Raw genomic sequence first — 18377 nt, forward strand, 5'->3', positions numbered from 1 at the left:
CCATCCTATGCGGGCGGCTCACACGCGACGCAGGAGTCCGACCCGGTCATAGACGCGAGCGAGGGTCTCGTCGGCGACCGCGTCGGCGCGTTCGGCGTTCGCCGCGAGGATGCGGTCCAGCTCGGCCGGGTCATCGAGCAGCTCGAGCGCACGGGCACGAACCGGCTCGAACTCCGAGACCACGACCTCGGCCAGGCCCTTCTTGAAGTCGCCGTAGCCGCGTCCCGCGTACTCGTCCTCGATCGCTGCGATCTGGCGTCCCGTGAGGGCCGCGTAGATCGTCAGAAGGTTGGAGACGCCGGGCTTGTTCTCTCGGTCGAAGCGCACGACGCCCTCGTTGTCGGTGACGGCGCGCATGATCTTCTTCGCGGACTTGGCCGGGTCGTCCAGCATCCAGAGCACCCCCGCTTCGCTCTCCGCGGACTTCGACATCTTCGACGTCGGGTTCTGCAGGTCGTAGATGCGCGCAGTCTCCTTCTGGATGACCGGCATCGGCACGACGAAGGTCTCGCCGAAGCGCGAGTTGAAGCGCTCGGCGAGGTCCCGCGTGAGTTCGACGTGCTGCTTCTGGTCGTCGCCGACCGGGACGACATCGGTCTGGTAGAGCAGGATGTCGGCGGCCATGAGCACCGGATAGGTGAACAGGCCGACGCTCGTGGCATCCGCTCCGTAGCGCGAGGACTTGTCCTTGAACTGCGTCATGCGCCCGGCTTCGCCGAAGCCGGTGATGGTCGAGAGGATCCACGCCAGCTCGGCGTGAGCGCGCACGTGCGACTGCACGTACAGTGTGGACTGCGACGGCTCGATGCCCGCCGCGATGTACTGGGCCGCCGTGCGGCGGGTCTTCTCACGCAGCTGGGCCGGGTCCTGCGCCACGGTCAGGGCGTGCAGGTCGACGACCGAGAAGTAGGCGTCGTAGGAGGCCTGCAGATCGCGCCACTGGAGGAGCGCCCCGATGTAGTTGCCGATCTGGAGGGAGTCGGCGGAGGGCTGCATTCCGGAGTAAAGGCGAGGCTTGGTCACGACATCGATTCTATGCGCGCTCCCGAAGGGGCCCGCACCATCCCCGGGAGACGGATGCCCTACGCTGGGGCCGTGTCCCCGGCATCCCGCATCCGTCGTCGGCGCCCGACGGCGCCGCTGTATGTCGAGATCCTCGTGCGCGCACCACTGGAAAGGGTGTGGGAGCTGACCCAGGACCCGACGGCGCACGTGCGCTGGGACGCGCGCTTCACGGCGATCCTCCCCACCCGGGAGCGTGCAGACGGATCGCAGGAATTCCGGTACGAGCTCGATCTGCGCCTGCACACGATCCGCGGTACCGGCATCTCGAAGGGCACGCGGACCGCCCGCGGAGGGGAGCGCACATCGGCGCTCGTGTTCAACAGCGACGACCGGCTCTCGCCTCTGGGGGCCGGACGCGGCTACTGGCGATACATCCCCACGGCCGAGGGCGTGCGCTTCCTCACCGGCTATGACTACGCACCGGGGTGGGGGATCCTCGGCAAGCTGCTCGATCCGCTCGTCATCCGCCCCTTCGTCTGGTGGCTGACCGCCCGCAGCTTCGATCGGCTGCGGCTGTGGGCCGAGTCCGGCATCCTCCCGGAGGAGACCACCTGGTGGCGAGCCCTCCGCCCGGGCCGACGTGTGCGTCCGCGTGCCGGGCGATGCCTGTCCCGTCCCGTGTCGCGACGGCGGGCGGATGTCATGGACGATGCGCCGGCGAGCCTGGGGGAGATCTCACGATGACGATGCCGGCGAGCATCTTCGCACGCGCTCTCGGCGAGGACTTCACGCGTCTGCACCCGCAGCTGCAGCGCCGTTTCGGCGTCGGGGTCGACGCGGGGTACGGATGCATCGGCCGAGGCGTCATGACCGAGCTTCGACGCGGCCCCTGGTGGACGGTGCCCTTCCTCCGGCTCGGCACGCTGCGCAACATCATGTTTCCCGAGCGGGCGAGCGATGTGCCCTTCCAGATCGACAACTTCCCGTACATCGATGGCTTCGGGCGCGAGACGGTCACCTTCGTGCGCACCATGCAGGTCGGCCCGCGGCGTCGGCGCCGATTCGACGCGACGATGATCTACAGCGCTGCGCGTGGACGGATCGTCGACTACCTCGGCAGTCACCAGCACCTGGCCGTCGATCTGGAGCTCTCCGTGACCGAGGACGGCGCGCTCCGGCTCATCTCGCACTCGCAGCGCTTCTACGAGGGGATTATCGCCTTCCGCTTCCCGATGCTCCTCAGCGGTCGCGCCGACTTCACGGAGCGCTACGACGAGGAGCGCGGATGCTTCGTCATCGACCTCGAGGTTCGCAACCCCCGGTTCGGACGGTTGTTCGGGTATCGCGGGGAGTTCACCTGCACCTATCCGCGGGCGTCGGCGATCCCCGAGACCGTGAAGCCCTACCGCGAGGAACGGCGCGAATGAGTCGCGGGTCATCCGTGTTCCTGCACGCCCTCGGCGCGGACGCGGAGAAACTCGCGCCGGAGGTGCTCGCCTATGCGTCGGGACCGCCGGACGGAATGATCGGGGTCGGCGATGGCGTGTTCGCTGTGGCGGGGAGCCCCTGGCGATGGATGCTGAGGTTGGCCGCGCCGTTCGTCGGACCCGGACTGCTGGTTCCTCGCCACGAGCCCGATGTCCCGTTCACGATCATCGAGCGCCCGGCGGCCGACCCCCGCGGACAACCCCGGCTCGCGGCGTCGCGCACCCTGCGCTTCCGCGGCGGCCTCGAGCGCTTCGACGATGTGCTGCGCGCCGGACGCGCACCGCGGACGCTGGTGAACGTCGTCGGCGATGACGGACGGCTCGAGATCCTCCTCGAGGCCTCCGTCACGGACGACGGCGCTCTCCGGTTGACGACGCGGTCGAGTCGTGTGCGCGTCTTCGGCCGAGCCATCCGGCTGCCGAGAGCGCTGGGAATCGATGGTGTCGTCGAGAACGGCTATGACGAGCGGCGCGCCCGAGGAACGATCATCGCGCGCATGCGGAACCCGCTCGTCGGCACCCTGATGGAGTATCGCGGCTGGTTCCGGTACGAGCACCGCCGCGCACCGGAACAGACGGGCGCTTCTCAGTACGAGTAGTCGACGATGACGGGGGCGTGGTCGCTCCACCGCTCGGCGTAACTCGCAGCACGCGCGACACGGTAGTCGACGACGCGCTCGGCCAGCGGGGGAGTGGCCAGGTGGTAGTCGATCCGCCAGCCGGTGTCGTTGTCGAAGGCCTGACCGCGCATCGACCACCACGTGTACGGGCCTTCGACCTCTCCGTGGAAGCGTCGTCCGACGTCGACCCAGCCGAGACCGGGACCATCGGTCTCGGAGATGTGCACTCGCGTGTCACTGAGCTCGCCGACCATTCCGCGTCCGATGCCCTCCTGGCCGATGACCGTTTCACCGGCGGCAGTGAGGAACCGGTCGAAGTAGGCGCGCTCGCGCGCGAGGTAACCGGACTTCTTGACGTTGCCCTTCCAGTTCTTGATGTCGAGGGGGCGGTGTCCGACGTTCAGATCGCCCGTGACGACGGCGAGCGCATCGTCGGCGCCGAGCTCCGCGAGACGCGGACCGAACGCGTCGAGGAACTTCCACTTCTCGATCTGCTTGGGGGTCTCGGCCTCACCGGAGTGGACATACGCGCTCACGACGGTCAGAGGACGGTCGCCGAGCAGGAAGTCGCCCTCGATCCAGCGGCCCTTCGAATCGAAGTCATCGGGGCCGAAATCGGTGCGGTGCGCCAGTGCGGGCGTGCGGCTGGCGATCGCGACGCCGGCGCGGCCCTTCGCCGTCGCCTCGTCGTGGACGATGTGCCAGCCCGGAAGCGCTGCTTCGAGGTGTTCGTCCTGGGCGCGCACCTCCTGCAGGGTGAGGATGTCGACATCGGCGGCATCGAGCCAACCGCTCATGCCGTTGCGGGCGGCGGCACGGATGCCGTTGACGTTCACTGAGGCGACGCGGAGATGAGCCATGCCTCCAGCCTAGCGAGGGGGACGGACACCGCCTTCGCCCCGGAACAGCTCCGTGAGCAACCGCCGCGGCGAAGCCGTCTCGGGGGTGGTCTGGCGGGGCGGGTTGTCGAGGAGTTCGGCGAGCTCGCTCTCGGCGGAGCGCACGGCGTGCGACTTCGACCAGTGGCGGAACCAGGGGGACTCGCTCCGAGCATCCGTCGCATCACGCAGGCGGATCCGGGCGGCGACGACGAGAGCCTGGTACTCCTGCTCCTGGCGCTGGAACTCCGACTGGCGCAGGAGAGGCTGGTCGCGATCCTGGGCGGTCACGGCGATCCATGCCGCGGCGATGAGCATGACCACTCCGATCACCCGGAACCACAGCAGCAGACCGATGAATATGGCGAACGTCGCCAGAAGCGGATTGGAGGGGGTGTAGCTGACGAGGAAGCCGACGCCGAACTGCAGGAACGTCATGGCGCCGCCGCCGAGCATCGCTCCGGGCCAGATCGTCCGCCAGTGCAGCGCTGTTCCGGTGAGGAAGCGCACCATGGCCGCCAGGGCGCAAGTCATGATCGCGAACGACACGATCACCGTGCCGATCCGGATGAGGAGGTTCAGGCTGGTGGAGCCGGAATCCCAGCCGAGCATCTGGAGTACCCAGCGCAGCACCGCGGCGCTGGTGTAGCTGAGTGCGGCTCCGACGATCAGGGATATGCCGAAGATCACGGCGGCCAGCAGATCCCGCGCCTTCAAGATGATGAAGTTGCGCATGTCCGGGGGGAGGCCGAACATGTCCCGGACCGCGCGCCGGGAGAAGGTCACCCAGCCGATCGCCGTCCACACGACTGCGCCGAGAGCGACCAGACCCGTCAGGGTCAGCACGCTCGTCGTGTTCCGGGCGATCTCATGCGCTTGCTCGGGAGTGGCGAACTTGCTGTCCTTGCTGATGAGATCGGGGATGTAGCTGTTGATGACGCCGATGAGGGCGTTGACGGCATCCGGACTCCCGCCGAGCCAGATGCCGGCGATCGCGAACGCCAGGTAGATGGCCGCGAAGATCGCGAACAGGGCCTGATAGCTCACGCCCGCCGCAAGCAGGAAGCCGTTGTTCTGCAGGAAATGCCGCCACACGCGCACGGGGAACAGCTCGAGAGTGCGCCGGGTCAGATCTCCCGCTCGCTCGACAGCGGCATCGAGACGCCCGGCTTCGGAGGACGGGTCCGCAGAATCAGACACGCCCCCACCCTATTGCAGGGCGGGGGCGTGTCCGTGAAACGAATGCTCGGTGTCAGGGACGACCGCGCAGGACAGCCTGCTTGACCTCGGCGATGGCCTTGGTGACCTCGATGCCGCGGGGGCACGCCTCGGAGCAGTTGAAGGTCGTGCGGCAGCGCCAGACGCCCTCCTTGTCGTTGAGGATGTCGAGACGGACCTCGGCGTTGTCATCGCGGGAGTCGAAGATGAAGCGGTGCGCGTTCACGATCGCGGCCGGGCCGAAGTACTGGCCGTCCGTCCAGAAGACGGGGCAGGACGAGGTGCACGCGGCGCACAGGATGCACTTGGTGGTGTCGTCGAAGATCGCGCGGTCGGCGATCGACTGCGTGCGCTCCTTGCCCTTCTCGGGGGTGGAGCTGGCGACGAGGAAGGGCTGGACCTCGCGGTAGGAGGCGAAGAACGGCTCCATGTCGACGATGAGGTCCTTCTCGAGGGGGAGGCCCTTGATGGCCTCGACGTAGATCGGCTTCGAGATGTCGAGGTCCTTGATCAGCGTCTTGCAGGCGAGGCGGTTGCGCCCGTTGATGCGCATGGCGTCCGAACCGCAGATGCCATGCGCGCACGAGCGGCGGAAGGACAGCGAGCCGTCGACCTCCCACTTGATCTTGTGCAGGGCGTCGAGGACGCGGTCGGTCGCGAACAGCTCGACGTCGTAGTCGACCCAGCGCGGCTCCTCGTCGACCTCGGGGTCGAAGCGGCGCACGATGAAGGTGACGAGGAACGACTGGATGGCCGGGTCAGCGGCAGCAGGGGTCTCTGCGACAGCGGTGGACATCTCAGTACTTCCTCTCCATCGGCTGGTAGCGGGTCTGGACGACCGGCTTCCAATCGAGCTTGATGTGGTCGGACGGCGTCGACGAGTGCGGGTCGCCCGTCAGGTAGGCCATGGTGTGCTTCATGTAGTTCTCGTCGTCGCGCTTGGGGAAGTCGTCGCGCATGTGGCCGCCACGGCTCTCCTTGCGGTTCTGCGCGGCGTAGACGACGACCTCGGCGATGTCGAGCAGGAAGCCCAGCTCGACGGCCTCGAGCAGGTCGGTGTTGAACCGGTGGCCCTTGTCGTCGACGTAGACGTTCTTGTAGCGCTCGCGCAGTTCGGCGATGACGCCGAGGACGTGCTCGAGGGACTCGTGGGTGCGGAACACCTGGGCGCCGCGGTCCATCTCGTCCTGGAGCTTCTTGCGCAGCACGGCGACGCGCTCGGTGCCGTCGCTGTTGCGCAGGTTCTCGATCATGTCCTTGACGAACCCTGCGGGGTTCTCGGGCAGCGGGACGAACTCCGCGGTCTTGGCGTAGGCCACGGCGTTGTTCCCGGCGCGCTTGCCGAAGACGTTGATGTCGAGCAGCGAGTTGGTGCCGAGGCGGTTCGAGCCGTGCACCGAGACGCAGGCGCACTCGCCGGCGGCATAGAGGCCGGGCACGACGGTGTTGTTGTCGGAGAGCACCTCGGCGTTGTTGTTCGTCGGGATGCCGCCCATCGCGTAGTGCGCGGTCGGCATGACCGGGACCGGGTCGGTGACCGGGTCGACGCCCAGGTAGGTGCGGGCGAACTCGGTGATGTCGGGGAGCTTGGTCTCGAGGACCTCGGCGCCCAGGTGGGTGCAGTCGAGGTAGACGTAGTCCTTGTGCGGACCGGCGCCTCGTCCGTCGAGGACCTCCTGGACCATGGACCGCGCGACGATGTCGCGGGGTGCGAGGTCCTTGATGGTGGGGGCGTAGCGCTCCATGAAGCGCTCACCCGACTCATTGCGCAGGATGGCACCCTCACCGCGGGCGCCCTCGGTGAGGAGGATGCCGAGACCGGCGAGACCGGTCGGGTGGAACTGGAAGAACTCCATGTCCTCGAGGGGCAGGTTCTTGCGCCAGATGATGCCGACGCCGTCGCCCGTCAGGGTGTGCGCGTTGGAGGTCGTCTTGAAGATCTTGCCGAAGCCGCCGGTCGCGAAGACGACGGACTTGGCCTGGAAGACGTGGAGCTCGCCGGTGGCGAGGTCGTAGGCGACGACACCGGCGACGCCGATGCTTCCCTCGTCGTCCTTGACCGTGATGAGGTCGAGGACGTAGAACTCGTTGAAGAAGTTGATGCCGAGCTTGACGCAGTTCTGGAACAGCGTCTGCAGGATCATGTGGCCCGTGCGGTCGGCGGCGTAGCAGGCACGGCGGACCGGGGTCTTGCCATGCTCGGCGGTGTGGCCGCCGAAGCGCCGCTGGTCGATCTTGCCCTCGGGGGTGCGGTTGAAGGGCAGGCCCATGTTCTCGAGGTCGATGACCGCGTCGATGGCCTCCTTCGCGAGGATCTCGGCCGCATCCTGGTCGACGAGGTAGTCGCCGCCCTTCACTGTGTCGAAGGTGTGCCACTCCCAGCTGTCCTCTTCGACGTTCGCCAGCGCCGCGGCCATGCCGCCCTGCGCCGCACCGGTGTGCGAGCGCGTCGGGTAAAGCTTGGAGATCACCGCGGTCTTCGCGCCGGGACCGGCCTCGATGGCGGCGCGCATTCCCGCGCCGCCCGCGCCGACGATGACGACGTCGAACTGGTGGTAGTGAACGCCATCGCGAACGACGGAATCCTGCGTCTCAGTAGTCACTTCTCGTTGCTCTTTTCTCAGTTTCCGACGACACCCAGGGCGACGCACGACTCCCAGAGCGTGCTCGACTCGGTCACGCCGAGGCAGGGGTCGAAGGTGAAGACGACCAGGGTGCCCAGAACGATCATGAGGGCCGCGGCGAGGCCGATGGCCCAGACGAGGGCCTTGCGGGCCTTCTCGTTCGTCACGTAGTCGTTGACGATCGTGCGCATGCCGTTGCCGCCGTGGATGAATGCCAGCCACAGCATCAGCACGTCCCACCACTGCCAGAACGGCGTGGCGAACTTGCCGGCGATGAATGCGAAGTCGAGGGCGTGGATGCCGTCACCGACCATGAGGTTGATGAACAGGTGCCCGAAGATGAGGACGATCAGCACGACGCCGGATGCTCGCATGAACACCCAGCCCCACTTCTCGAGGTTGATGCCGCGGCGACGGCGTGCCGGGGCGACGGCGGTCTGAGCAGACATCAGTGGGCTCCGAATCCTGCGAACGCGAGCATGAGGTGGCGGGGCACGAAGCCGGCCATGACGATCACCCAGACGGCGAGCACGCCCCAGAACAGCTGGCGCTGGAAGCGTGCACCCTTCGACCAGAAGTCGACGAGGATGATGCGCAGGCCGTTGATCGCGTGGAACACGATGCCGGCGACGAGCACGACTTCCCCGAGCGCCATGATCGGGTTCTTATATGTGCCGATCACGGCGTTGTACGCCTCGGGGGATACCCGGATGAGTGCTGTGTCCAGAACGTGGACCAGCAGGAAGAAGAAGATGGCGACTCCGGTGATGCGATGAAGCACCCACGACCACATGCCCTCGCGACCCCGGTAGAGGGTGCCGCGCGGTGCCTTGGAAGTGGTTTCCGAAATCGACGGTGTCAAGCGAGTGCCTGCGGACACGGTCGTCCTCCCTGATCGATGCGAGGTCGGTTGCATCCTGGGGTCCGAACTGACGACAGGGCTGCCCGATCGCGTCCCATCCTATTCCCGTTCCGAGATCTGGACGAGGAAGGGTTGCCTAACTATCTTGATGTCGAGATTTCTCACCCGGCTACGCTGGAGGCATGAGCGACCCGTTCGACCATTTCTACGCCGTGATCCCCGCCGGCGGCATCGGAAGCCGGCTGTGGCCGCTGTCGCGGGCGGATGCGCCGAAGTTCCTGCACGATCTGACCGGCTCGGGGAATTCCTTGCTGCGCGACACCTGGGACCGACTGGCTCCTCTTGCCGGCACGGACCGGATCGCGGTCGTGACGGGACGCGCCCATCGGGCCGCGGTCGAAGCGGTGCTCCCGGGGATTCCGGACAAGAACGTCTTCCTCGAGTCCGAACCGCGCGAGTCGGCGGCTGCGATCGGCCTCGCCGCCGCCATCCTGCATCGTCGCGACCCGGACGTGATCATCGGCTCCTTCGCGGCCGACCACGTGATCCGCGGCACGCGCACATTCGAGTTCGCGGTGCAGCAGGCGGTCGCCGTGGCGCGCGCCGGATACATCTGCACGATCGGCATCCAGCCCTCGGAACCGTCCGTCGGGTTCGGTTACATCCGCAAGGGCGACGAGCTCGACGTCGAGGGGGCTCCGGAGGCGGCGACGGTCGAGCGCTTCGTCGAGAAGCCCGATCTCGATACGGCCAAGGAGTACTACGCGGATCGGTCGTTCCTCTGGAATGCGGGCATGTTCATCGCCCGGGCGAGCGTCCTGCTCGATGAGCTCGCCGCCAACGAACCCGAGCTGCATGCGGGCCTCATCGAGCTCGCCGAGGCCTGGGACGACCGAGACCGCCGCGGCCCGGCCGTGGATCGGGTGTGGCCGCGCCTGAAGAAGATCGCTATCGACTACGCCGTGGCCGAGCCTGCCGCCGATAAGGGGCGCCTCGCGGTGATCCCGGGGCACTTCGACTGGGACGACGTGGGCGACTTCGCCTCGCTGACCAAGCTCATCTCCAATGGTCGCAAGAACGATCTCGCGGTGCTCGGGCCGCGCGCCCGGGTCCTCTCGGATGCCGCGACCGGCATCCTCGTCAGCCAGACCTCCCGCGTCATCAGCCTGGTCGGTGTGCAGGACATCGTCGTCGTCGATACTCCGGACGCGTTGCTGGTCACGACGACCGAGCACGCGCAGCGGGTGAAGGGCGTCGTCGAATCGCTCAAGCTGACGGGTCGCGGCGACGTCCTCTGACGTGCGCGGCCGCGATCTATTGCGAGTTTGTAACCATTAACCGCGCGGGCGGTCAATGGTGCGGTAACAGTCGGTAATTTGGGCTGTGGGGCCACGCGATCGGCGCGGGCCAGTAGTCGTGGAGGCTTACGTGACCATTTCCACCCAGAAGCGCGCATTCGCCGTGCTCGTGGCGACCGGTGTCGCCGTCTCTCTCGCCGGTTGCGGTGCAGCACCGGAGGACAACAACGCCGGTGGCGGAGAGTCCATCGACTTCCTGCCCTGCATCGTCTCGGATCAGGGCGGTTTCGACGACAAGTCGTTCAACCAGCTCTCGTACGAGGGCATGGTCCAGGCGGCCGAAGAGGTCAACGTCACGCCCAAGGATGTGGAGTCCAACTCGGAGACCGACTTCGCGCCGAACCTCGAGAGCCTCATCTCGCAGGGCTGCGATGCGGTCGTCTCCGTCGGCTTCGCGCTGTCTGCCGCCACTGTGGAGGCCGCCAATGCCAACGAGGGCGTCGACTTCATCCTCGTCGATGACGCCGCGGACAACGACTTCGACGGCACCACCGATGCCGACAACGTCAAGCCGCTGCTGTACAACACCGCCGAGGCCGCGTTCCTGGCCGGTTACCTGTCGGCCGGTTATTCCGAGGCCGGCAAGGTCGGCACCTTCGGCGGCATGGAGTTCCCGACCGTCACGATCTTCATGGACGGCTTCTACCAGGGCGTCCAGTACTACAACGAGCAGAACGGCACGGACGTTGCGGTCGTCGGCTGGGACGGCGCCTCCGGCTCGTTCACGGGCGGCTTCGAGGCCGGCCCCGAGGCGAAGACCGTCGCTCAGAACATCATCGACCAGGGCGTCGACGTGCTGCTGCCCGTCGGCGGACCGGTCTACCAGTCGGCTCTGCAGGCCATCAAGGAATCCGGCCGCGACATCGCTCTCGTCGGTGTGGACGCCGACCTGTTCGTCACCGACCCGAACACCGAGGACTACGTGCTGACGTCGATCCTCAAGGACATGAAGCTCTCCACCTACGAGGCCGTCATGTCCAGCGCCAACGACGAGTTCGACGCCGCGACCTACGTCGGAACGCTGGAGAACGAGGGCGTCGGCCTGGCCGAGCTGCACAACTTCCAGGACAAGGTCGACCCCGAGCTGTGGGCCGCTGTTCAGGACCTGCAGCAGCAGATCATCGACGGTGACATCACCGTCACCTCGTACCTCGACTGATCGAGGACGATTGAAGAGGGGAGGTCGGCCACCCGCCGACCTCCCCTCACCTATGCCAGGCTCCCGATCGGAGCCTGGGCGGAAGCATCTTTGCTGATTAGGATCTGACATATGAAGCTAGAACTGCGCGGCATCACGAAGAGATTCGGCGCGCTGACGGCCAACGACCACATCGACCTGACGATCGAGCCCGGTGAGATCCACTGCCTGCTCGGAGAGAACGGCGCCGGGAAGTCGACGTTGATGAACGTCCTGTACGGCCTGTATCAGGCCGATGAGGGCGAGATCCTCCTCGACGACGTGGCTCAGGACTTCGCCGGTCCCGGCGATGCGATGGCGGCCGGCATCGGCATGGTGCACCAGCACTTCATGCTGATCCCCGTCTTCACCGTGGCCGAGAACGTCATGCTCGGGCATGAGAAGACCCGCTTCGGCGGGCGCCTGGACCTGGCGGCCGCACGCGCGATGGTGCGCGAGATCTCGGACCGCTTCGGGTTCCAGGTCGACCCGGATGCCGTCGTCGAAGACCTGCCCGTGGGCGTTCAGCAGCGGGTCGAGATCATCAAGGCTCTGTCGCGCGATGCGAAGGTTCTCGTGTTCGACGAGCCGACCGCGGTGCTCACGCCGCAGGAGACCGATGAGTTGATGGCGACGATGCGCCAGCTCAAGGACTCCGGCACTTCCATCGTCTTCATCACTCACAAGCTGCGCGAGGTCCGCGAGGTCGCGGACCGCATCACCGTGATCCGCCTCGGAAAGGTCGTCGGAGAGGCGTCGCCGACCGCCGGCAACGAGGAGCTCGCCTCGCTCATGGTCGGTCGCGCCGTCGAGCTCACCGTCCAGAAGGACGCCCCGAAGCTCGGCGCCGAAGCGCTCGTCGTCGAGAACCTCACGGTGACGGACTCCGCCGGGACCGTGACGGTCGACGACGTCTCCTTCTCGGTGCGAGCCGGGGAGGTCCTCGCGATCGCCGGTGTGCAGGGCAACGGCCAGACGGAGCTCACCGAGGCGATCGTCGGCCTTCAGGACCGCGTTGCCGGCAGCATCACGCTGAACGGACGCGAGCTCATCGGGCGTTCCGTGCGCGGCATCCTCGACGAGGGCGTGGGTTTCGTCCCCGAGGACCGCAGCGTCGACGGCATCGTCAAGGAGTTCTCGATCGCCGAGAACCTCATGCTCGACCGCTCGGTCGGTGCTCCCTTCGTCACCGCGGGCACGGTTCAGCGCGGCATCCTCGACGCGTTCGCGCGCGAGAAGATCACCGAGTTCGACATCCGTACGCAGGGACCCGCGCAGGCGGCCGGTCGGCTTTCCGGCGGAAATCAGCAGAAGGTGGTTCTCGCCCGCGAGCTGAGCCGTGATCTGTCGCTGTTCGTCGCCGCGCAGCCGACCCGTGGCGTCGACGTCGGATCCATCGAATTCATCCACAAGCGCATCATCGACACCCGCGACTCCGGCATCCCCGTCGTCGTCATCTCGACCGAGCTCGATGAGGCCGCGGCCCTCGCCGACCGCATCATGGTCATGTACCGCGGAAAGGTCGTCGGTATCGTCCCCGGCGACACCTCCCGCGAGCAGCTGGGCCTGATGATGGCCGGCATGGTCGAGACCGATACGACCGCCGTGGCTGCGCCGAGCGAATCGGCGACCACCCCGACCGAGGAGACCCGCGCATGACCGGCCCCGAACTGAAGCCGAACCTCGCCCCGCCGGCGGACTTCGGCAAGGACGACACCGCGCCGGACCCGTCCAAGTGGCACGAGGCCTGGCGACGCGTGTCGACCGGAAACGGAATGATCTCGCTGCTGTCTGTCGTGCTCGCCCTCGTCGCGGGCTCGATCATGATCGCGTTCACCGATTCCGAGGTGCAGCGCACCGCCGGGTACTTCTTCGCGCGTCCGGGCGACATGCTCGCGGCCGTGTGGTCGGCGATCTCCGGTGCCTATGTCGCGCTCTTCCAGGGCGCGATCTACAACTTCCGCGTCGACGGGTTCGCCGCCGGCATCAAGCCGTTCACCGAGACCCTGAAGTTCGCGACGCCGCTGATCGCCGCGGGCCTCGGCGTCGGGCTCGCGTTCCGCGCCGGTCTGTTCAACATCGGCGGCCAGGGGCAGATGCTCATGGCCGCGGCCGCCGCCGGCTGGGTCGGAACCAGCATGAACCTGCCCTGGCCGCTGCACATGATCGTCGCGGTCGTCGCGGGAATCCTCGCGGGTGCGATCTGGGCCGGCATCGCCGGAATCCTGAAGGCGCGAACGGGCGCGCACGAGGTGATCGTGACGATCATGCTCAACCACATCGGCTTCTACCTCCTGGCCTGGATGCTGGCGACCCCCGGCATCCTCCAGGCACCCGGATCCAGCAACCCGAAGACCGCCGCAATGGCGGAGTCGGCGATCCTGCCCGGCATCCTCGGTTCGCAGTACAAGCTGCACGCCGGATTCATCCTCGCCCTCATCGCCGTCGCATTCACCTGGTGGCTGCTGGAGCGCTCGAGCCTCGGCTTCCGCTTCCGTGCCGTGGGGGAGAACCCCGCCGCCGCGAAGACCGCGGGAATCAGCGTCGGAAAGATGTACTTCCTCGTGATGCTGTTCGCCGGTGGCCTGGTCGGCATCGCCGGCGTCAGTCAGATGCTCGGCACCGTCACGACCGGCTTCGGCGGCGACATCGATGCCGGCATCGGCTTCGACGCCATCACCGTCGCCCTGCTCGGACGGTCCTCGCCGCTGGGCATCCTCGCCGCGGGCATCCTCTTCGGTGCGTTCAAGGCCGGTGGATTCGCGATGCAGGCATCGGAGAACGTGCCGATCGAGATCGTGCTCGTCGTCCAGTCTCTGATCGTGCTCTTCATCGCGGCACCGCCGCTCGTGCGCGCGATCTTCGGTCTGCCGCAGCCCGGCGCCCGACGCAAGACGAAGAAACCCAAGCCGCCGAAGAAGAACGCGGCGCAGATCGCCGAGGAGGTGTCCGCATGACCATCACCACTGAAGCGGTCGTGAGCGATGAACAGCGCCACGTCACCGTCACGTCCTGGAAGACCCCGATCATCTTCGGGATCTTCACCGTGCTGTTCGCCCTGCTGCCGCTGCTCGTGCCGCGCGAGGGCGTGAGCACTTTCCGTCTGGTGCGTTCTGCGGATGCCGCGATTCAGCTGCCCGAGCTCGTGCTTCCGGCCAACGGCACCGCCTGGGTGTGTGCCGCGCTGATGGCGGCAGCAACCGTGCTCGCGGTCATCTGGACGCGCGCGCACCGCCGTCTGCCGCTCTGGCTCACCGTCGTCTACGTCGTGATCCTCCTCGTCGGCTTCCTCGCCTGGGCCTCCGCCGGAGGCACGCTGCCGATGATCGGCCTGCTCGGGGGTGCTCTCGCCCTCGCGACGCCGCTGATCTTCGGAGCCCTCGGCGGCGTGATCGGCGAGCGCGTCGGTGTCGTGAACATCGCGATCGAGGCGCAGCTGCTCGCAGGTGCCTTCATGGCGGCGCTGGTCAGCTCCGCCACCGGAAGCCCGTGGGCCGGGCTCATCGCCGCGATGGCAGCCGGCGTCCTCGTATCGCTGGTACTCGCGGTCTTCGCGATCACCTATTACGTGAATCAGGTCATCGTCGGTGTCGTTCTGAACGTGCTCGTCGCGGGGCTCACGACGTTCCTGTACCGCCAGGTGCTGAACCCGAACGCCGCGGAGCTCAACGCGCCGAAGCTGTTCCCCGTGATCCCGATCCCGGTGCTCAGCGAGATCCCCGTCCTCGGACCGGTGCTCTTCCGCCAGACGATCATCGTCTACATCATGTACGTCACGGTCTTCGTCGTGTGGTTCGGTCTGTACCGCACCCGGTGGGGTCTGCGACTGCGCGCCGTCGGCGAGCACCCGCAGGCCGCCGACACCGTGGGCATCAAGGTCGAGCGAACCCGCTACGGCAACATGATGCTCGCAGGTGCCATCGCCGGCATGGGCGGCGCGTTCTACACGCTGGTCACCAACCCCGAGTTCGGCCGTGAGATGACCGGCGGTGCGGGCTATATCGCCCTCGCAGCGGTGATCTTCGGCAAGTGGGATCCGGTGCGTGCGACGCTGGCAGCGCTGCTGTTCGGCTTCGCCTCGAACCTGCAGGGCGTGCTGAAGGTCATCGGTTCGCCGGTGCCCAGCCAGTTCATGCTCATGCTGCCGTACATCGTGACGATCTTCGCGGTTGCCGGCCTCGTCGGGCGCTCGCGTCCGCCGGCCGCATCCGGCGAGCCGTACATCAAGAGCTAGAGGGAATCATGACTGACATCGATTGGGATGAGCTGCGTCAGGTTGCGACCGACGCGATGACGAAGGCGTACGCGCCGTACTCCCGATACAAGGTCGGGGCGGCTGCCCTCGTCGCGGACGGTCGCATCGTGTCCGGATGCAACGTCGAGAACGCCTCTTACGGCGTGGGCCTGTGCGCGGAATGCGCGCTCGTCGGAAACCTGCACATGACCGGCGGCGGCCAGCTCGTCGCATTCGTGTGCGTCAACAACGACGGCGAGACGATCATGCCGTGCGGTCGTTGCCGGCAGCTGCTTTTCGAGCACGCGATGCCGGAGATGCTGCTGGAGACGGTGTCGGGCATCCGCACCATCGACGAGGTGCTGCCCGATGCTTTCGGACCCCGAGACCTGGAGATTGTGTGATGACTGAGCCCTTCGACGCCATTGACGTCATTCGTGCCAAGCGCGACGGCGGTTCCGTCCCCGAGCCCGAGCTTCGCTGGATGGTCGACGCCTACACGCGCGGCTATGTGTCCGATGCGCAGATGGCCTCGTTCGCGATGGCGATCTTCCAGCGCGGCATGCAGCGCGATGAGATCCGCGTGCTGACGGATGCCATGATCGCGTCGGGGGAGCGGATGAGCTTCGCATCCCTCGGCAAGAAGACGGTCGACAAGCACTCCACCGGAGGCGTCGGCGACAAGATCACTCTGCCGCTCGCGCCGCTGGTCGCGGCGTTCGGCGTCGCTGTTCCGCAGCTGAGCGGGCGTGGTCTCGGCCACACGGGCGGAACGCTCGACAAGCTCGAGGCGATTCCCGGATGGCGCGCAGCGCTGTCGAACGAGGAGATGTTCGCGCAGATGCAGGGCGATGTCGGAGCGGTCATCTGCGCCGCAGGCTCCGGTCTCGCGCCCGCCGACAAGAAGCTCTATGCGCTGCGCGACGTGACCGGCACGGTCGAGGCGATCCCGCTGATCGCTTCGAGCATCATGTCGAAGAAGATCGCCGAGGGCACGGACGCACTGGTGCTGGATGTGAAGTTCGGCTCCGGCGCCTTCATGCAGGACATCGACCGCGCCCGTGAGCTCGCCCAGACGATGGTCGCGCTCGGCACCGATTCGGGTGTCGCGACCACCGCGCTGCTCACCGATATGAACGTGCCGCTCGGCTTCGCCATCGGCAATGCCAACGAGGTGCGCGAATCCGTCGAGATCCTCGCCGGTGGCGGCCCCGCCGACGTCCGTGAGCTGACCATCGCCCTCGCCCGCGAGATGCTCGCGCTGGCGGGACTCCCGGATGCCGATGTCGAGGGCGCCCTGGACGGCGGTCGGGCAATGGACGTCTGGAACGCCATGATCCGCGCCCAGGACGGCGATCCGATGGCAGCGCTCCCGGTGGCCAACGAGACGCACGTCGTCACGGCCCCGGCTGATGGCTTCGTCACACGGATGGATGCTCTGCCCTTCGGCATTTCGGCCTGGCGCCTGGGCGCAGGTCGTGCGCGCGCCGAGGACCCGGTGATCCACGCCGCGGGCATCGACCTGCACGCCAAGCCCGGTGACCGCGTCACCGCGGGGCAGCCCCTCTTCACGCTCTCCGGCGACGATGCTGCACGCTTCCCGCGTGCGCTCGACGCGCTCGAGGGTGCGTGGGAGATCGGCGCCGAAGCATCCGCTCGCGGTCCGCTCGTGCGCGAGCGCATCACCGCGTAACCTGGAATCCGCCTGTTCCGCACCCGGCCGGTGGGCGAAATCTGAGAGGACAACACCCATGTCTATCCCCGCAGACGGCGACGTCAAGATCCAGGGCGTCTCGCTGCGCTCGCTTCCGAAGATCTCCCTGCACGATCACCTCGACGGCGCTGTGCGCCCGCAGACGGTGGTGGAGCTCGCGGCTGAGATCGGCCTGGAGCTGCCCGCCCGTGATGGGCGGAGCATGGGCGAGTGGTTCGGCAAGCAGGCGGACTCCGGGTCGCTGGTGAACTACCTCAAGACGTTCGACTTCACGGTCGGGGTCATGCAGTCCGCTGACGCGCTCACGCGCATCGCGCGGGAGTTCGTCGAGGACCTCGCCGATGACGGCGTCATCTACGGTGAGGTGCGCTGGGCTCCCGAGCAGCACCTGACCAACGGGCTGTCCCTCGACGAGGCGGTCGAAGCCGTGCAGCGCGGCATCGAGGAGGGCGAGGAGGCCGTGGACCGCTCGGGTCGCAGCATCCGCGTCGGGCAGATCCTCAGCGCCATGCGTCAGAACGACCGTGCCGTGGAGATCGCGGAACTCGCGCTCGATCACCGCGAGGAGGGCGTCGTCGGCTTCGACATCGCCGGTCCCGAAGACGGCTTCCCGGCGTCCGATCACCGTGAGGCTTTCGACCTGCTCGCCGCGAACTTCATGCCCGTGACGGTGCACGCGGGCGAGGCGGCCGGACTCGCCTCGATCCGCAGCGCTCTGCTCGACGGCCGGGCCCTGCGCCTGGGGCACGGCGTGCGTCTGGTCTCCGACCTCGAGGTCATCGCCCGAGAGGGCAGCCGGGACGGTGAAGAAGTGCAGGTGCGCTTCGGCGACCTGGCGCGCTGGGTCCGAGACCGGGAGATCCCGCTCGAGCTGTCGCCGTCGTCCAACGTGCACACCGCGGCGATCGAGGCATGGGGCACCGAGATCGGCGACCACCCCTTCGACCTGCTGTATCAGCTGGGCTTCGCGGTGACCGTGAACGTCGACAACCGCACCATGAGCCGTACCTCCCTGACGCGCGAGCTGGCGCTGCTCGTCGACGCGTTCGGCTATGAGCTCGATGATCTGGAGACCTTCCAGTTCAACGCGGCATCCGCGGCGTTCCTCCCGGTCGAAGAGCGCGAAGAGCTCGTCGAGATGATTGCGGACGGCTTCCAACGTTGACTCTCCCTTCCCCCATAGACTTCGGCTATGGGGGA

18 protein-coding genes are annotated in these 18377 nt (G+C 67.2%); 11 read left to right on the plus strand and 7 right to left on the minus strand.

Features of this window, described 5'->3' with window-relative positions; all coding sequences use genetic code 11:
- Nucleotides 1-18: 18 nt before the first annotated feature.
- The gene (trpS, locus tag Q0Z66_RS03635; protein ID WP_298037879.1) at nt 19-1023 is read right to left on the minus strand and encodes a tryptophan--tRNA ligase; all 1005 of its coding nucleotides are present in this window, start codon (nt 1021-1023) and stop codon (nt 19-21) included.
- A gap of 72 nt (nt 1024-1095) precedes the next feature.
- Between trpS and Q0Z66_RS03640 the strand changes: the two genes are divergently transcribed.
- The 3 genes from Q0Z66_RS03640 to Q0Z66_RS03650 are packed head-to-tail and all read left to right on the plus strand — an operon-like array spanning nt 1096 to nt 3091.
- Nucleotides 1096-1749 (plus strand): SRPBCC family protein, encoded by a 654-nt coding sequence (locus tag Q0Z66_RS03640; RefSeq protein ID WP_298037881.1) that lies wholly within the window; start codon nt 1096-1098, stop codon nt 1747-1749.
- On the plus strand, nt 1746-2432 hold the full coding sequence (locus Q0Z66_RS03645; RefSeq protein ID WP_298037882.1) for a DUF4166 domain-containing protein: 687 nt from the start codon (nt 1746-1748) through the stop codon (nt 2430-2432). The genes Q0Z66_RS03640 and Q0Z66_RS03645 overlap by 4 nt, the downstream gene beginning before the upstream one ends.
- On the plus strand, nt 2429-3091 hold the full coding sequence (locus Q0Z66_RS03650; RefSeq protein ID WP_298037884.1) for a DUF4166 domain-containing protein: 663 nt from the start codon (nt 2429-2431) through the stop codon (nt 3089-3091). Before Q0Z66_RS03645 ends, Q0Z66_RS03650 begins: the two co-directional genes overlap by 4 nt.
- Here the strand turns inward: Q0Z66_RS03650 and Q0Z66_RS03655 are convergent.
- From Q0Z66_RS03655 to sdhC, 6 genes are read right to left on the minus strand one after another with little or no spacing between them, the layout of a single operon-like run.
- Nucleotides 3079-3972: an exodeoxyribonuclease III gene (locus Q0Z66_RS03655; protein WP_298037886.1), complete on the minus strand. Its 894-nt coding sequence runs from the start codon at nt 3970-3972 to the stop codon at nt 3079-3081. The genes Q0Z66_RS03650 and Q0Z66_RS03655 overlap by 13 nt on opposite strands.
- Nucleotides 3973-3981: 9 nt before the next feature.
- Nucleotides 3982-5190 (minus strand): YihY/virulence factor BrkB family protein, encoded by a 1209-nt coding sequence (locus tag Q0Z66_RS03660; RefSeq protein WP_298037889.1) that lies wholly within the window; start codon nt 5188-5190, stop codon nt 3982-3984.
- Between the two features lie 52 nt (nt 5191-5242).
- Nucleotides 5243-6004: a succinate dehydrogenase iron-sulfur subunit gene (locus tag Q0Z66_RS03665; protein WP_298037892.1), complete on the minus strand. Its 762-nt coding sequence runs from the start codon at nt 6002-6004 to the stop codon at nt 5243-5245.
- 1 nt (nt 6005) lies between these two features.
- Complete coding sequence (gene sdhA, locus Q0Z66_RS03670) at nt 6006-7811, minus strand: succinate dehydrogenase flavoprotein subunit (protein WP_298037894.1); 1806 nt, start codon at nt 7809-7811, stop codon at nt 6006-6008.
- Nucleotides 7812-7828: 17 nt separating this feature from the next.
- Nucleotides 7829-8281: a succinate dehydrogenase hydrophobic membrane anchor subunit gene (locus Q0Z66_RS03675; protein WP_298037897.1), complete on the minus strand. Its 453-nt coding sequence runs from the start codon at nt 8279-8281 to the stop codon at nt 7829-7831.
- Entirely contained in the window at nt 8281-8712 is a 432-nt protein-coding gene (gene sdhC / locus Q0Z66_RS03680) for a succinate dehydrogenase, cytochrome b556 subunit (protein WP_298037899.1), read from the minus strand. The genes Q0Z66_RS03675 and sdhC overlap by 1 nt, the downstream gene beginning before the upstream one ends.
- Nucleotides 8713-8876: 164 nt before the next feature.
- On the opposite strand from sdhC, the gene Q0Z66_RS03685 reads away from it, so the two are divergent.
- The 8 genes from Q0Z66_RS03685 (at nt 8877) to Q0Z66_RS03720 (ending at nt 18342) form a co-directional block, all read left to right on the plus strand.
- Nucleotides 8877-9992 (plus strand): mannose-1-phosphate guanylyltransferase, encoded by a 1116-nt coding sequence (locus Q0Z66_RS03685; RefSeq protein ID WP_298037901.1) that lies wholly within the window; start codon nt 8877-8879, stop codon nt 9990-9992.
- Between the two features lie 130 nt (nt 9993-10122).
- Complete coding sequence (locus tag Q0Z66_RS03690; RefSeq protein ID WP_298037902.1) at nt 10123-11211, plus strand: BMP family ABC transporter substrate-binding protein; 1089 nt, start codon at nt 10123-10125, stop codon at nt 11209-11211.
- A gap of 111 nt (nt 11212-11322) precedes the next feature.
- A complete protein-coding gene (locus tag Q0Z66_RS03695) occupies nt 11323-12888 on the plus strand; it encodes an ABC transporter ATP-binding protein (RefSeq protein ID WP_298037905.1) in 1566 nt (521 codons plus the stop codon).
- Complete coding sequence (locus Q0Z66_RS03700) at nt 12885-14186, plus strand: ABC transporter permease (RefSeq protein ID WP_298037908.1); 1302 nt, start codon at nt 12885-12887, stop codon at nt 14184-14186. The genes Q0Z66_RS03695 and Q0Z66_RS03700 overlap by 4 nt, the downstream gene beginning before the upstream one ends.
- Entirely contained in the window at nt 14183-15463 is a 1281-nt protein-coding gene (locus Q0Z66_RS03705; RefSeq protein WP_298037910.1) for an ABC transporter permease, read from the plus strand. The genes Q0Z66_RS03700 and Q0Z66_RS03705 overlap by 4 nt, the downstream gene beginning before the upstream one ends.
- An 8-nt stretch (nt 15464-15471) precedes the next feature.
- Nucleotides 15472-15867, plus strand: a complete 396-nt coding sequence (locus Q0Z66_RS03710; RefSeq protein WP_298037913.1) for a cytidine deaminase — start codon at nt 15472-15474, stop codon at nt 15865-15867.
- Complete coding sequence (locus tag Q0Z66_RS03715; protein ID WP_298037915.1) at nt 15867-17156, plus strand: thymidine phosphorylase; 1290 nt, start codon at nt 15867-15869, stop codon at nt 17154-17156. Before Q0Z66_RS03710 ends, Q0Z66_RS03715 begins: the two co-directional genes overlap by 1 nt.
- Nucleotides 17157-17214: 58 nt before the next feature.
- On the plus strand, nt 17215-18342 hold the full coding sequence (locus Q0Z66_RS03720; RefSeq protein ID WP_298037917.1) for an adenosine deaminase: 1128 nt from the start codon (nt 17215-17217) through the stop codon (nt 18340-18342).
- Nucleotides 18343-18377: the final 35 nt, after the last annotated feature.

Source organism: uncultured Microbacterium sp. (assembly GCF_947632095.1).
In the GTDB taxonomy this organism is placed as follows: domain Bacteria; phylum Actinomycetota; class Actinomycetes; order Actinomycetales; family Microbacteriaceae; genus Microbacterium.

Bases quoted from the DNA above. Each gene is read 5' to 3' on its own strand.
- Q0Z66_RS03675 (WP_298037897.1), bottom strand. From the start codon at position 8,281: ATGTCTGCTCAGACCGCCGTCGCCCCGGCACGCCGTCGCCGCGGCATC.
- Q0Z66_RS03720 (WP_298037917.1), top strand. From the start codon at position 17,215: ATGTCTATCCCCGCAGACGGCGACGTCAAGATCCAGGGCGTCTCGCTG.
- Q0Z66_RS03655 (WP_298037886.1), bottom strand. From the start codon at position 3,972: ATGGCTCATCTCCGCGTCGCCTCAGTGAACGTCAACGGCATCCGTGCC.
- Q0Z66_RS03710 (WP_298037913.1), top strand. From the start codon at position 15,472: ATGACTGACATCGATTGGGATGAGCTGCGTCAGGTTGCGACCGACGCG.
- Q0Z66_RS03700 (WP_298037908.1), top strand. From the start codon at position 12,885: ATGACCGGCCCCGAACTGAAGCCGAACCTCGCCCCGCCGGCGGACTTC.
- Q0Z66_RS03650 (WP_298037884.1), top strand. From the start codon at position 2,429: ATGAGTCGCGGGTCATCCGTGTTCCTGCACGCCCTCGGCGCGGACGCG.
- Q0Z66_RS03685 (WP_298037901.1), top strand. From the start codon at position 8,877: ATGAGCGACCCGTTCGACCATTTCTACGCCGTGATCCCCGCCGGCGGC.
- Q0Z66_RS03665 (WP_298037892.1), bottom strand. From the start codon at position 6,004: ATGTCCACCGCTGTCGCAGAGACCCCTGCTGCCGCTGACCCGGCCATC.
- Q0Z66_RS03695 (WP_298037905.1), top strand. From the start codon at position 11,323: ATGAAGCTAGAACTGCGCGGCATCACGAAGAGATTCGGCGCGCTGACG.
- Q0Z66_RS03645 (WP_298037882.1), top strand. From the start codon at position 1,746: ATGACGATGCCGGCGAGCATCTTCGCACGCGCTCTCGGCGAGGACTTC.
- Q0Z66_RS03705 (WP_298037910.1), top strand. From the start codon at position 14,183: ATGACCATCACCACTGAAGCGGTCGTGAGCGATGAACAGCGCCACGTC.
- Q0Z66_RS03715 (WP_298037915.1), top strand. From the start codon at position 15,867: ATGACTGAGCCCTTCGACGCCATTGACGTCATTCGTGCCAAGCGCGAC.